The sequence below is a fragment of the Micromonospora sp. M61 genome (genome assembly GCF_018070245.1).
In the GTDB taxonomy this organism is placed as follows: domain Bacteria; phylum Actinomycetota; class Actinomycetes; order Mycobacteriales; family Micromonosporaceae; genus Micromonospora; species Micromonospora zamorensis.
On record NZ_JAGPYA010000005.1, the window covers coordinates 25,860 to 38,569 of the forward strand.

The window sequence follows — 12,710 nt, forward strand, 5'->3', positions numbered from 1 at the left end:
CGGTCCACGCCAGGCCCCGACGGGTGTCGGTCCGTGCCGATAGGCTCGGTCGGTGAGCACGGAAACCGCACCCACCGCGGATCGGGTCGTCGCACCTCCACCAGCCGGCTGGGAGGAAGCGCGGTCGCGGGTCTACGCGGTCGGTCTGGCCGCCGCGCTGCCCGCCGTCGCCCGACCGTTGGCCGACATCGACGGGTCCACCCTTGCTGAGCCGTTGACCACCCGCACCGACCTGCCCGCCTTCCCGACCTCCAGCGTGGACGGCTGGGCGGTGCGCGGCACCGGCCCGTGGCGGGTCGTCGGCCGGGTGCTGGCGGGCAGCACCCCCGCGCCGCTCACCGAGGACGGCACGACCGTCGAGATCGCTACCGGTGCCATGGTGCCCGAGGGTGCCAGCGCCGTGCTGCGCGTGGAGGAGTCCACGACCGTCGACGGTCTGGTCCGCGGCACTCCCCGGGAGACGCCCGAGTGGCGGCAACCCGGCGAGGAGGCGTACGCCGATGAGGAGCTGTTGCCGGTCGGCACGCCGGTCGACCCGGCGGTGATCGGCCTGGCGGCCTCCTGTGGGCACGACACACTGCGGGTTCGGCGCGCGCCGCGCGCCGCGCTGCTCGTCTTCGGTGACGAGCTGTTGACCGCCGGCCCGCCGGCAGCCGGTCGTGTCCGGGACGCGCTGGGCCCGGCGGTGCCCGGGTGGCTGCGGCGGTACGGCTGCCAGATCCGCCCGTCCGACGTGGTCGGCCCGGTGGCCGACACGCTGCCCGCGCACGTGGCGGCCCTGCGCTCGGCGTTGGCCGGTGCCGACCTGGTGTGCACCACCGGGGGCACGATGAACGGCCCGGTCGACCACCTGCACCCGACCCTGGAGGCGCTGGGCGCCGACTACGTGGTCAACACGGTCGCGGTCCGGCCGGGTTTCCCGATGCTCCTGGCCCGGCTGGCCGGGCACGACGGGCGGATCCGCTTCGTGGCGGGGCTGCCGGGCAACCCGCAGTCCGCCATCGTCGCGCTGGTGTCGCTGGTGGCGCCGCTGCTCGCCGGTCTGCAGGGCCGCTCGATGCCGGTGTTGCCGCAGGTCACCCTGGCCGAGGCGGTGCCCGGTCGCGGTGACCACACCCACCTGGCGCTGGTCCGACTGGATCGGGCCGCCGGCACCGCGACTCCGGTGCGACACGTCGGTTCGGCGATGCTGCGTGGCCTGGCCGGCGCGGACGGGTTCGCCGTCATCAGGCCCGGCACCAGCGGCGAGCCGGGTGACCGGGTGCCCATCGTGCCACTGCCGTTGCTTCCTGGGGAGCGTGTTTCATGACCGCACCGGCGATCACCTTCGGCGAGGTCACCGACCAGCCGCTCGACCTCGCCACCCACGAGGCGGCGGTCGCGGACCGTCGGGCCGGCGCCGTGGTCTCCTTCCAGGGCGTGGTCCGCGACCACGACCACGGGCGTCAGGTCACGAGCCTGGAGTACGAGGGGCACCCGAGCGCCGCGCAGGTGCTGCGCGAGGTGGCCGCCGAGATCGCTGCGGAGCCCGACGTCTACGCGGTGGCGGTCTCGCACCGGGTCGGCCCGCTGGCGATCGGTGACGTGGCGCTGGTCGCCGCGGTGAGCACCGCCCACCGGGCGGCGGCCTTCGCGGCCTGCGCCCGGCTGGTCGACGAGGTCAAGGCGCGCCTGCCCATCTGGAAGCGGCAGGTCTTCACCGATGGCACCGAGGAATGGGTCAACTGCCCCTGACCGTTCAGCGGCGGCCGTTTGCCAGCACGGCCCTGGTGATCCGTTCGCCGTAGAACGCCGGCTCCGCACCGGGCCGCCAGGGCAGCGCGGCGACGAGCACGATCAGCGCGACCGCGAGCGAGTTTTCCATCAGCGCTCCGAAGAGACCGTCCTGGTAGTGCGACATCTCCGGTAGCTGGTGCTCGTACGGCCAGATCGGGGAGATCAGGAAGAGTAGATAGAGCCCGATCGCGGCGACCCCGTGACGGAGCCCGGTCAGAGTGGGATACCAGATCGGTGGGCGGAGCCCGTTGACCCCGGGCAGCCCGCCGAACACCGTCCCCTGGCCGGTGCGCTGTGGCATCCCCCGACTGGCCTCCCGGCGGCGCACGGCGGCGTCGGCCAGCACGATGATCGCCGGGATCACCCAGACCAGGTGGTGGGTCCAGGAGATCGGGCTGATCACGTTCGCGGTCAGGCCGACCAGCGTGAACGCGGTCAGCTCGTCACCGTCGGCACGGGAACTCGCCGCCCGGGACAGGCCCAGCGCCAGGATCAGCACCGAGAAGGCGAACCAGAGCAGCCCGGGGGTTTCGATCGAGTCGTACAGCCGGGCGAGCAGACCGGCGAGGGACTGGTTGGGTGTCATGTCCGCCGCGCCGACCCGTTCGGTCTGCCAGAGCACACTGCCGAAGTACGCCCGCGACTCGTCGCCGACGATCGCGAAGCTCGCCACCGTCACGCCGATCGTGGTGCCGATGGCGGTGGCTGCCACCCGCCACTGGCGGGTGATCAGCAGGTAGGCGATGAACAGTGCCGGGGTGAGCTTGACCGCGGTGGCCAGGCCGATGCCCGCGCCAGCCCAGGCGCCGCCGTAGAGGAAGCGCAGCAGGGGACCGTCGGTCGCGGAGTAGTGGGTGCCCCGGCGGGAGCGCCAGCGCAGGCCGATCAGGTCCGCCATGATCAACGCGAACAGCAGGATGTTGACCTGGCCGTAGCCGAGGGTCTCCCGGGCCGGCTCGATGGCGACCGCGAGCGGCACCGCCAGGGCCACGACGAACCACAGTGGCCACGCCAGCCGATCCACGATGGGGCGGAGCAACCCGGCCAGCACCAGCGCCAACGCGGCGATGCTGGCGGCGGCGTTGACCATGCCGGCAATGCCGATCGGGAACTGCGCCATCGGCAGCATGACCAGACCGGCGAAGGGCGGGTAGGTGAAACCGAGTGTGGTTCCGGGCGCGATGAACTCATAGAGCTCATGACCGCTCGCCCACCACACCACGGCACCGTGATAGATCTTCATGTCGAAGAAGTTGTACGGCCGCCCGAAGGTGCCGATGGCAAGCCATGCGGCGTAGGCGACGGCGGCCACGATGGCACCCCGTACGACGTTCCTGCGATCGATCCCACGCGTCACGCGTTGGATTGGGGCGAGGCGGTCCGCCCGTCTACCGACAGCCGTCGGCATGGCGTGGCCACCCCCATACCAAGGTCGTCCTACCCGTCCAGGTCCTGCACGGAGCCTAGAACGGCGCCTCACGTCAGTGCCTCCCGCGTTATGCGACCGTGTCCGATCCCACACATGTTTTTGACATTTCCACCGCGTTAACGCCTACCGGGTGGTTCAGGTAATTCGCGGCCTTAGCGGGGGTGGGGGTGGCACGGAGACGGATCGACGCAGGTCAGCCGGGGAGGCGACGTGCGGTGGAGGCGGATCGGACGGCGATCCGGGCCTCGCGCCGGGCCGTACGGACGGCGCGCTGCATGGAACGTCGAGAATGGCCGATGCGGTGGCCGGTGCGCCAACGCAGACCCGGCTTGCCCTCGGTGTCGGCCGCGGCCAGCAGCAGACCCCCGAGGAGACCGAGGTTCTTCAGGAAGTGGACCTTGTTCGTGTCACGGGTGACCGGGTCGTCGTCGTTCCAGAAGGGATGCCCGGCGATGGTCGTCGGCACAATCGTGCCGGCGAGGACCAGTGCGGCGGGCCGGGTGAGCCGTCCGGTGGCGAGCATCAGCCCGACGCCGAGCTGCACCGCCGAGTTGAGCCGGATCAGCTGCACGGTGTCGGTGGGGATGCGGGGGTTCAACTTCTGCAGTGTCGGGGCAACCCGGTCGGTCACTGGCGCGGCCTTCTTGGCCAGCCGCTCCGGGGAACGGAGGTTGCGGTAACCGCTGACCACGAAAATGCCGCTCAGCATGACTCGGGCGAGGGAGCGTACGGGCGTCATGGATCAGTCATACCCCTTCGCGACGTTTGCTACCCCGCCAACGGCCGGATCGGATCGGTGCTCGTACACGTGCGCCACGCCGATTCGAGCGACCGTCACGGATGGACCGGCTGCGGAGGGTAACGTCGCGCGGGTGACCACGCTGCGGCTACGCCCCGAGGACCCGGCCGACGCCGGCCCGGTACGCCGCGTGCTGGCCGCCGCCTTCGCCCGCCCCGACGTGGCAACACCGCCGGAGGTGATCCTGGTCGACGAGTTGCGCGGCACCCCCGCCTGGCTGCCGCAGCTGGCCATGGTCGCCGAGTACGGCGGCGAGGTGGTCGGGTACGCGCTGCTCACCCGGGTGCGTGTGCGGCCGGAGCGAGGCTCGGACGTGCCCGTGCTGGCCCTCGGCCCGGTGGCGGTCGCACCGCACCGGCAGCGCGTCGGGCACGGCACGGCGGTTGTGCAGGCCGCACTGGACGCCTCCACAGAGCTGGGCGAGCGGCTGGTCGTGGTCCTCGGTGACCCGGCCTTCTACCGCCGGTTCGGCTTCAGCCCGGCAACGGAGCTGGGCCTGACGGGCCCGTGGGCTGGTCTCGGTGAGCCCTGGCAGGCGTTGGTGCTGCCGCCGTCCACCAGCGAGGAGGGCCCCCCGCCCCGCGGCGAGGTGCTCTTTCCGACGCCCTGGTCGAAGGTCTGACTCCGTCGCCCCGGTCGGCGGTCAGGCCGGTTGGGTGCGCAGGTACCTGCCGAAGTGCGGCACCGTGAAGGCGACAGTGCCCCGCTCACCGGAGTAGATGAGCCCCTTCTTGATCAGCGCGTCCCGCGCCGGCGAGAGGCTGGCGGGCTTGCGACCGAGGGCCCGGGCGATCTCGGCGGTGGGCACTGCCGCATCCATGTCGTCGCGGACCACCGCTCCGGACTCGCCCTCGACCGCGGACATCGTGGCCATCGCCCGCATGTACTCGCGTTCGGCGGGGGTGGCCCGTTCGAACCGGGAGCCGAAGAACCCGACCGCCAGCTCAGCCTCCGCCTCGGGCGCGGCGACCCGTACGTCGGCGGCGGTGATCGGCGAGCGCGGGGCGTGATCCCAGGTCGCCTTGCCGTACGCCTGGACGAAGTAGGGATAGCCGCCGGACTTCTCGTAGAGCAGGTCGAGTGCCTTCTGCTCGTACTCGACCTCCTCGCGTTCGGCGGGCGCACAGAGCGCCTGGTCGGCGGCGATCCGGTCGAGCCGGTCGATGCGCTGGTAGCGGAACAACCGTTCGGAGTAGGACTTGGCGGCGCTGAGCACCGCCGGCAGGTGCGGCAGGCCGGCGCCGACGACGATCAGCGGCGCGCCGAGCTGGGACAGCTCGTGACAGGCGGCGCAGAGCGCCGACACGTCCTCCGGGCCGAGATCCTGCATCTCGTCGATGAAGATGGCGATGCCGGTGCCCACGTCACTGGCCACCGCGGCGGCGTCGCTGAGCAACTCGACCAGGTCGATCTCGATGTCGCCGGAGTCGGCCCGGCCGCTGGCCGCCGGCACGTCGATGCCGGGTTGCCACCGGTCGCGCAGCTTCGGGGCGGCACCGGCCCGGCCGGTCGGGGCGGATCGTTGGGCGAACGCCTTGAGGACGCCGAGGAACGCGTCGATCCGATCGGGCGCGCGGTGTCGGGGGGCGAGCTCCCGGACCGCCATGTGCAGCGCGGCGGCGACCGGGCGACGCAACGACTGGTCCGGACGTGCCTCGATCTTGCCGCTGCCCCAGAGGCGGTTGATCGCCTGCGACCGGAGCGTGTTGAGCAGGACCGTCTTGCCGACGCCACGCAGCCCGGTGAGCATCAGGCTGCGTTCGGGGCGCCCCCGTGCGATGCGTTCCAGCACGATGTCGAAGACGTCCAGCTCCCGCCCCCGCCCGGCGAGTTCGGGCGGGCGCTGGCCGGCGCCCGGCGCGTACGGGTTGCGGACCGGATCCACGCATCGGAGAGTATCGGGCCATCTAGCTGCGGGGCTAGACATGGATAGATGGGGCTACCGGCGTGTCGACACCGTCGAGACAAAACTAGGGCTGTCTAGCTTGGACGCTAGACAGCCCTAGTTTCGGCAATCGTGAGCTACCGCTTCTTCAGACAGAGCACGTAGTCGAACAGGTCGACCGAGTTGTCGTGCACGTAGTTCGCGGTCGCCTGCGGCGCGAGCGTCTCGCACCGGTCCCCGTCGATGGTCGCCGGAATCCGCAGCAGCACCTGGTAGGTGTTCGGACCGCACGGCACCTTGCGCAGCTCCGCGTTTTCCTCGGTGCCCTCGTTCACCACGCAGTCGCCCCTGGCGAACTCCCGGTCCGGGGTCGGTGCCGCCGACGGCGGTGCGTCGCTGGGCAGGGCGGGTGGAAAGACCGGCGCGCTCGACGACGGCCTGGGCGCGACGTCGTCGCTGGCGTCGGCGATCTTCCAGACCGCCCAACCGGCCAGGCCGAGGCACGGGCAGAGCACGAGCAGCACCACCAGCGTGACGATGAGGGCGATCCTGCCGCCGGTCTTCTTCACCGGTGCGGCGGGCGGCATCCCGTAGCCACCGGGAGGCGGTTGACCCCACGGCGTGGGCTGCTGACCCGGCATCGGACCGGCGGGCGGGAACGGACCGGGCGGTGGATAGCCCGGGCCGGAGGTGGGTGGGGGTGCCCACATCGGCGCGGTGGGCGGCTCCCCACCGCTCGGTGCCGGGCCCCACTCCTGCCGGGTCGGATCCTCGGCGGGCGGCGGCGGGCCCCACTGGGGCACTGTCGGATCGACCGGTGGCGAGCCGTCGGACCCGGTGGGTGGGCGTTGGTAAGGGTCGTCCGGCTGACCGGAGCCCGCTGGTCCGTAGGTCGTCATGTCATCCCCGGGTGGTCTCAGCGTTGCTTGAGGCAGAGGACGAAGTCGAGAGTGTCCAGCTCGCTGTCGAAGAAGTACCAGTTCGTGTAGCCCTCGACCTTGCCGCACTTGGCCTCGGCGTCCCGCTCGCCGCTGGTGGCGCCGTCGATCCGGCTCAGCACCTCGTACGACTTGGCGGCGCAACCGCTGATCACCAACTTGGGCTTGCCGCCTGCGGCGCCCTCGTTACGGACGCACTGGCCGACCTTGGCGAAGCGGGGATCGGCCGACGACTCCGGCGCTGCGGCACTCGGCGCCGGCTCGGCAGCGTCCGTGTCCGCGCTGGGCTCACCGGCGACGGCCGAACCGGACGGCGCGGTCACCGGCGCCGCGTCGTCGCCCTGCCCGCGCAGGAACCAGAACGCACCGCCGGCCACCACCAGCAGCAGTACGACGGCCAGCACCGCGATCAGCGGCCCTCGACCGCGCCGGCGCGGTGCCGGAGCCGGATCGCCGCCGTACGGATCGCCCTCCGGCCGGTACGGCTGCCCGCCGTACGTCGGGTTCACCCCTGTCGACCCGTACGAGCCGCCGTAGGGCGCACCGGGTTCGCGACCGTAGGGCGTCTCGGCCCCGCCGTAGGGGGCACCCTGCTCACGGCCGTAGGGCGGCTGCGCTCCGCCACCGTAGGGCGCGGCGGGTGGGCCGTTGTACGGCCCGGGATGCCCCTGGGGTGCGTGCGGGTAGGACGGGACCGCCGGCGGGTAGGGCTCCGCTGCTGGCGGGTACGGCTGCTGCACCGGCCGTCCGGGCGTCTCGTCGGGTCGTTGTCCACGCCACGGTCCCGGGTTGCCGCCACCCGGTGGTCCGTAGTTCGTCATGCCGCCCTCCTGCACGAGTGGTGAGAGGCCGGCCACCAATGCGGGACGCCGACTCCGAGGTCACCGTAGCGTGGTCCACTGATGAGCTCACCTCTACCGAGCGCCGCGGCCCTCGCCGGCCGCCGCGCCGGCGCCACGCCGACCCTGATCTGGACCGCGTTGATCGTGGTCTACCTGCTCTGGGGTTCCACCTATCTGGCCATCCGCATCACAGTGGAGACGCTGCCGCCGCTGCTGTCGGCCGCACTGCGGTTCGCCGTGGCCGGGCTGATCCTGGCGGTGGTGCTGCGGCTCCGCCGAGGACCCGGCGCACTGCGGGTGGACCGCCGGCAACTCGGCTCCGCCGCGCTGGTCGGGGTGCTCCTGCTCGCCGGCGGCAACGGACTGGTGGTGCTCGCCGAATCCGGACCGCCCGGGGTGGCGGTGCCCTCCGGCATCGCCGCGCTGCTGGTCGCGACCGTCCCGCTGCTCGTGGTGCTGTTGCGCTCCGCCAACGGGGACCGGCCGCCGCTCTGGACGTTCGCCGGGGTCACAGTGGGTTTCGCCGGTCTGGTCCTGCTGGTGCTGCCCGCCGGCAGCTCGGACGCCGTACCGCTGGTGGGGGCGTTGACCGTGGTGGCAGCGGCCACCTCCTGGTCGGTCGGGTCGTTCCTGTCCGGACGGATCCGGATGCCGGCCGACCCCTTCGTGGCCACGGTGTACGAGATGGTTGCCGGCGCGCTGGTGTTGGCCGTCGTCGCCGCCGGTCGGGGCGAACTGGGGGACTTCCACCCGGCCGCGGTCAGCACCCGATCCTGGCTGGCATTGGGCTACCTCATGGTGGCCGGCTCGCTGGTGGCGTTCACCGCCTACGTCTGGCTGCTGCACAACGCGCCCATCTCGCTGGTGTCGACGTACGCCTACGTCAACCCTGCGGTCGCGGTGGCCCTCGGCGCGCTGCTGGTCGCCGAGCCGATCACCCCGCAGGTGCTGCTCGGCGGCGCGGTCATCGTCGCCGGGGTGGCCCTGGTGGTGAGCACCGAACGCCCCCGTCGGGTGAGCGCGGAAGCGCGATCGGGGACCGCGCCGACGGGCGACCACAGCTAACGTCCGGCTCATGCCGACCGCTGCACTGGTCGGGGTGGCGTTGCTCGGCGGGCTGGTCGGTCTCGTCGTACCCCCGCTGGCCCGGCGTTTCGCGACCCCGCCGGCCCGGCCGCGACCTGTGCGCGGTGCCTGGGTCCTGCTCGGCCCGACGGTGGCGGCCGTCGTGTACGGCAGCCTCGCCGTCGCTCGGGGTGACGACCCCGCGCTGCCGGTGTTCCTCGCGTTGGCGGCGGTGGGGCTGGTGCTGGCTGCGGTCGACCTGGCCTGCCTGCGGCTGCCCAACCCGCTCGTCCTCGCCGCCGGGCTGCTGGCCCTCGCCGGCCTGGCCGGCGTGGCGGTGCTGGCCGACGACCCGGACCGGCTGCTCGGCGCGCTGGCCGGCTCGGTCGTCGCCGGGGCGGCGCACGTGCTGCTGGCCCTGCTCCCCGGCTCCCGGCTGGGCTTCGGAGACGTGAAACTCGCTGCCGTCCTTGGCCTGCCGCTTGGCTGCCTGGGCCGGGACGCCCTGCTCACCGGGCTGATCCTGGCGCATGTGCTGCACGGTGCTCTGGTGCTCGGTCTGCTTGCGGCGCGGCGGGTACGCCGGGACACGCTGCTGCCACTCGGGCCGGCTCTGCTCGCTGGCGCGTGGCTCGGCGTGCTCGTCGGCTGACCGACGTTCCTCAGGGTGATGCCCCGGCGCCCACCGGACCGGTCGCCGGCACCGTGGCCGGGACGGCGTGGCGATCGTCAGATCAACCGGAGCTGGCGGTCCTTCGGACGGCGCGGCTCTGCCTCACCGAACCGCTCGAACAGGCCGGGGTCGATGACGCCGAGGAACGGTGACGGGGCGCAGTCCCGCTCCACACCGTGCCGGGTCCGGCGGGCCGCGTGCGTGACGTACAGCCGGTCCTGGGCGCGGGTCAGGCCGACGAAGAAGAGCCGCCGCTCCTCGGCGACCGCGTCCTCGTCGGGCGTGGAGCCCGGCCAGCGCAGCGGCAGCAACCCGTCCTCGACGCCGACCAGGAAGACCACCGGGAACTCCAGGCCCTTCGCGGCGTGCAGGGTGAGCAGCGTGACCGCCTCCGCGCGCGGATCGAGCGCGTCCACCTCCGCTCCGGTGGCCAGTTGCGACAGGAACGTCTCCAGGTCGTCGCCGCAGCGCCGGGCCAGCGGGGTCAGCAGGTCCACGGCCGAGCGGACGTCATCCGGACGGACGGCGCTGGCGGCGCCGTCCAGGGTGGGCACGGCGAACCGCTCCGCGACCACCTGGCCGGCCAGTCGCACCCGGGCGGCCAGCGAGCCGGCCAGCCCGTCGGCGTGCCGCAGCTCGCGGGCGATGGCCGCCACCCCGGGCCGGTCCCGCAGCCGGTCGTGTGACCGCTTCTGCACCGGGATGTTGGCCCGGGTCAGGGCGTCGACGACCGGCGCGGCCTGCGCGTCGGTGCGGTACAGCACGGCGATGTCGGAGAAGGACAACGAGGTGGACCGGCCGTCGATCCGGCCCGAGTCCAGCGAGCGGTGGGACAGCCCGCCGACCAGTTCGTCGACGGTACGGACCACGAAGTCGGCCTCCTCGGCCACCGACGCCGCCGGGTAGCGCCCGACCAGCGGGGCCTCCGGGTCGAGCCGGGCCGGGTCCAGTCGCCGGCCACGAACCAGCGAGGACGGTGCGATGGCCTGCACGGCGGCGGCCAGGATCGGCGCCGACGAGCGGTAGTTGCGGTTGAGCCGCACCAACCGCGCGTCCGTGAAGTCCGCGGAGAAGCGCAGGAAGTAGCCGACGTCGGCGCCCCGGAACGAGTAGATCGCCTGATCCGGGTCGCCGATCGCGCACAGGTTGCCGTCCGCCGGGCTGAGCAGCCGCAGCAGCTCGTACTGCGTCGCGTCCACGTCCTGGTACTCGTCGACGAAGATCCACTGCCAGCGGTCCCGGTAGCGCGCGACCAGCTTTCGATCGGCCCGCAGCAACTCCACCGGCAGGCTCACCAGCTCGTCCAGGTCGACCAGGTCCTGCTTGCGCAGGAGCGCCGCGTAGCTGGCGTTGTCGTCGCCCGCCTCCGCGCGGGCGGCCGCGCGCTCGGCGTCGTCGGCGATGCGGAAGTCGACCGGCAGGCCGGCCGCGTCCGCGTTCTCCCGCAGGATGGTCAACCCCAGCGCGTGGAACGTACCGACGGTGACGTCCTCGGCGACCGGGCCGAGCAGGGCGTCGAGGCGGTGCCGCAGCTCCTCGGCGGCCCGTCGGGTGAACGTGATCGCCAGGCAGTGCTCGGGGAAGACGTTCAGCTCCGCGCAGAGATACGCGATCCGGTGGGTGAGTGTCCGGGTCTTGCCGGTGCCCGGACCAGCCACGATGAGCAGCGGACCACCGGGTGCGGAGGCGGCCACCCGCTGCATCGCGTCCAGCCGGTCCAGCAGGCCGGTGCCGACCTCCTCCATCCCGGAGAGCATCGGCTCGAACGGTTCGTGGGGAGACGGCGGCGACGCGATCGGCGGCGCCGGCGCGGGGACCGGCTTGCGCTTCGGCTCCGCCCTGGCCGCCGCCGGGCGCTTGACCGCGGCCTTGGCCGCCGGCTCCGCGGGTCGCCGCTGCGCCGGCACGGGTACGTCGAACAGGGTCTCCTGTGCCGTGCCCGCGTGGGTGCCCAGCTCGGCCGGGTCGAAGAGGGTGATCACCCCGTACTCGCCGTCGTAACCCGGCACCCGGCGGACGTCGCCGCGCCGCAACCGCCCGATGCCCTCCGCGAGCAGCTCGCCACCCGCCTGCGCGATGTCGCTCAGTGGCGTGGTGGTCAGGATCTCCAGCTCAGGGCCGAGCGCGGCGAGAAGCTCGTTGAACCGCCCCTCGACCTTCTTCGACCGGGCACCCACCTTGTTGATCTCGCCGAGGATCTCGGCCAGCGGCACCAGGTGGGTGACGTCCCGGGCGTGCGCCGGCCGGTGCCCCTGCGGTCGGTCGGCCAGCTCCTCGATGCGGCTGAGGACGCCCACGGTGAGCGGCTTGCCGCACTCGGGGCAGCGCCCGCCAGCCGCGCGAGTGCGCTCCGGGGACCAGTTGACCCCACACAGCCGGTGCCCGTCCGCGTGGTACTTGCCCTCCTCCGGGAAGAACTCGATCGTGCCGGCCAGGCCGTCGCCGGTCCGCAGCGCCTCCCGGACGGCGAAGTAGTCCCGCTCGGCGGTCAGCACCGTCGCCTCCCGGCCCAGGGCCGGCGGGGAGTGCGCGTCCGAGTTGGACACCAGTTGGTAGCCGTCCAGGCTGCCGACCCGCCAGTTCATGGCCGGATCGGAGGAGAGACCGGTCTCCACTGCGAAGATGTGCTCGGCCAGGTCGGCGTAGCAGTCCGCGATCGCGTCGAAGCCCGACTTCGAGCCCAGCGCGGAGAACCACGGCGTCCAGATGTGCGCCGGCACCAGGTAGCCGTCCGGGCTGGCCTCCAGGGTGATCTCCAGCAGGTCGCGGGAGTCCAGGCCGAGGATCGGCCGGCCGTCCGAGCCGAGGTTGCCGATCCGGCCGAGCGCAGTGTTGAACCGCTCCACCGCGTCGAGGTCCGGCAGGTAGATCAGGTGGTGCACCTTGCGGGTCCGGTCGTCCCGCTTGTAGATGGTGGAGATCTCCACGCTCAGCATGAACCGGACCGGGTCCGCCTCCGCAGTCCCGGCGAGCCGCGGCGGCAGCCGGCGGGCGATGTCCCGTTCCGCCTCGGCGTCCAGCTGGTACAACCCCGGCTCCGCCGGGCGCAGGGTCTCCCGCAGGTGGTCGTACCAGGCGGGGTGGGTGAAGTCGCCGGTGCCGAGCAGACCGATGCCCTTACGCCGGGCCCACCACGCGAGATTCGGCAGCGTGAGGTCGCGGCTGCACGCGCGCGAGTATTTCGAGTGGATGTGCAGGTCCGCGACGAATGGCGGGAGGCCACCGGGGGGTACGGCGCTGAACGGAGGCACGCCGCATCCTGTCACGCCCGCCGCGCCGGCCGCCCGCCGCCACGCGCGGACG

General features: G+C 72.7%; 11 protein-coding genes. 5 read left to right on the forward strand and 6 right to left on the reverse strand.

Going from position 1 to position 12,710, the window contains the following annotated elements:
• Positions 1-52: 52 nt before the first annotated feature.
• Positions 53-1,309 carry a molybdopterin molybdotransferase MoeA gene (locus tag KBX34_RS04285; protein WP_088950762.1) on the forward strand — a complete coding sequence of 419 codons (1,257 nt, stop codon included), beginning with the start codon at positions 53-55 and terminating at the stop codon, positions 1,307-1,309.
• Positions 1,306-1,734, forward strand: coding sequence for a molybdenum cofactor biosynthesis protein MoaE (locus KBX34_RS04290; protein WP_130405760.1), 429 nt, complete (start codon positions 1,306-1,308; stop codon positions 1,732-1,734). Before KBX34_RS04285 ends, KBX34_RS04290 begins: the two co-directional genes overlap by 4 nt.
• A gap of 4 nt (positions 1,735-1,738) precedes the next feature.
• Here the strand turns inward: KBX34_RS04290 and KBX34_RS04295 are convergent, their stop codons facing one another.
• Together KBX34_RS04295 and KBX34_RS04300 are read right to left on the reverse strand one after the other, a co-directional pair.
• Entirely contained in the window at positions 1,739-3,184 is a 1,446-nt protein-coding gene (locus KBX34_RS04295) for a glycosyltransferase 87 family protein (RefSeq protein ID WP_210923412.1), read from the reverse strand.
• Positions 3,185-3,398: 214 nt separating this feature from the next.
• On the reverse strand, positions 3,399-3,944 hold the full coding sequence (locus KBX34_RS04300; protein WP_210923413.1) for a DoxX family protein: 546 nt from the start codon (positions 3,942-3,944) through the stop codon (positions 3,399-3,401).
• A gap of 133 nt (positions 3,945-4,077) precedes the next feature.
• On the opposite strand from KBX34_RS04300, the gene KBX34_RS04305 reads away from it, so the two are divergent.
• Positions 4,078-4,626, forward strand: a complete 549-nt coding sequence (locus KBX34_RS04305; protein ID WP_099849439.1) for a GNAT family N-acetyltransferase — start codon at positions 4,078-4,080, stop codon at positions 4,624-4,626.
• Positions 4,627-4,647: 21 nt separating this feature from the next.
• Here the strand turns inward: KBX34_RS04305 and KBX34_RS04310 are convergent, their stop codons facing one another.
• The 3 genes from KBX34_RS04310 to KBX34_RS04320 form a co-directional block, all read right to left on the reverse strand.
• Complete coding sequence (locus tag KBX34_RS04310; RefSeq protein WP_099849437.1) at positions 4,648-5,889, reverse strand: ATP-binding protein; 1,242 nt, start codon at positions 5,887-5,889, stop codon at positions 4,648-4,650.
• Between the two features lie 137 nt (positions 5,890-6,026).
• Positions 6,027-6,476, reverse strand: a complete 450-nt coding sequence (locus KBX34_RS34180) for a hypothetical protein (RefSeq protein ID WP_210923524.1) — start codon at positions 6,474-6,476, stop codon at positions 6,027-6,029.
• A 329-nt stretch (positions 6,477-6,805) separates the two neighbouring features.
• Complete coding sequence (locus KBX34_RS04320; RefSeq protein ID WP_210923526.1) at positions 6,806-7,336, reverse strand: hypothetical protein; 531 nt, start codon at positions 7,334-7,336, stop codon at positions 6,806-6,808.
• 393 nt (positions 7,337-7,729) lie between these two features.
• On the opposite strand from KBX34_RS04320, the gene KBX34_RS04325 reads away from it, so the two are divergent.
• Both KBX34_RS04325 and KBX34_RS04330 read left to right on the forward strand, forming a co-directional pair.
• Positions 7,730-8,734 (forward strand): EamA family transporter, encoded by a 1,005-nt coding sequence (locus tag KBX34_RS04325; protein WP_210923414.1) that lies wholly within the window; start codon positions 7,730-7,732, stop codon positions 8,732-8,734.
• Positions 8,735-8,744: 10 nt separating this feature from the next.
• Entirely contained in the window at positions 8,745-9,386 is a 642-nt protein-coding gene (locus tag KBX34_RS04330) for a prepilin peptidase (RefSeq protein ID WP_141911901.1), read from the forward strand.
• A 77-nt stretch (positions 9,387-9,463) separates the two neighbouring features.
• On the opposite strand, the gene KBX34_RS04335 is transcribed toward KBX34_RS04330, so the two are convergent.
• A complete protein-coding gene (locus KBX34_RS04335; protein ID WP_210923421.1) occupies positions 9,464-12,658 on the reverse strand; it encodes a UvrD-helicase domain-containing protein in 3,195 nt (1,064 codons plus the stop codon).
• Between the last annotated feature and the right edge of the window lie 52 nt (positions 12,659-12,710).

Excerpts from the sequence above, each read along its gene's own strand:
- KBX34_RS04330 (WP_141911901.1), top strand. The coding sequence starts at position 8,745 with ATGCCGACCGCTGCACTGGTCGGGGTGGCGTTGCTCGGCGGGCTGGTC.
- KBX34_RS04300 (WP_210923413.1), bottom strand. The coding sequence starts at position 3,944 with ATGACGCCCGTACGCTCCCTCGCCCGAGTCATGCTGAGCGGCATTTTC.
- KBX34_RS34180 (WP_210923524.1), bottom strand. The coding sequence starts at position 6,476 with ATGCCGCCCGCCGCACCGGTGAAGAAGACCGGCGGCAGGATCGCCCTC.
- KBX34_RS04295 (WP_210923412.1), bottom strand. The coding sequence starts at position 3,184 with ATGCCGACGGCTGTCGGTAGACGGGCGGACCGCCTCGCCCCAATCCAA.
- KBX34_RS04325 (WP_210923414.1), top strand. The coding sequence starts at position 7,730 with ATGAGCTCACCTCTACCGAGCGCCGCGGCCCTCGCCGGCCGCCGCGCC.
- KBX34_RS04290 (WP_130405760.1), top strand. The coding sequence starts at position 1,306 with ATGACCGCACCGGCGATCACCTTCGGCGAGGTCACCGACCAGCCGCTC.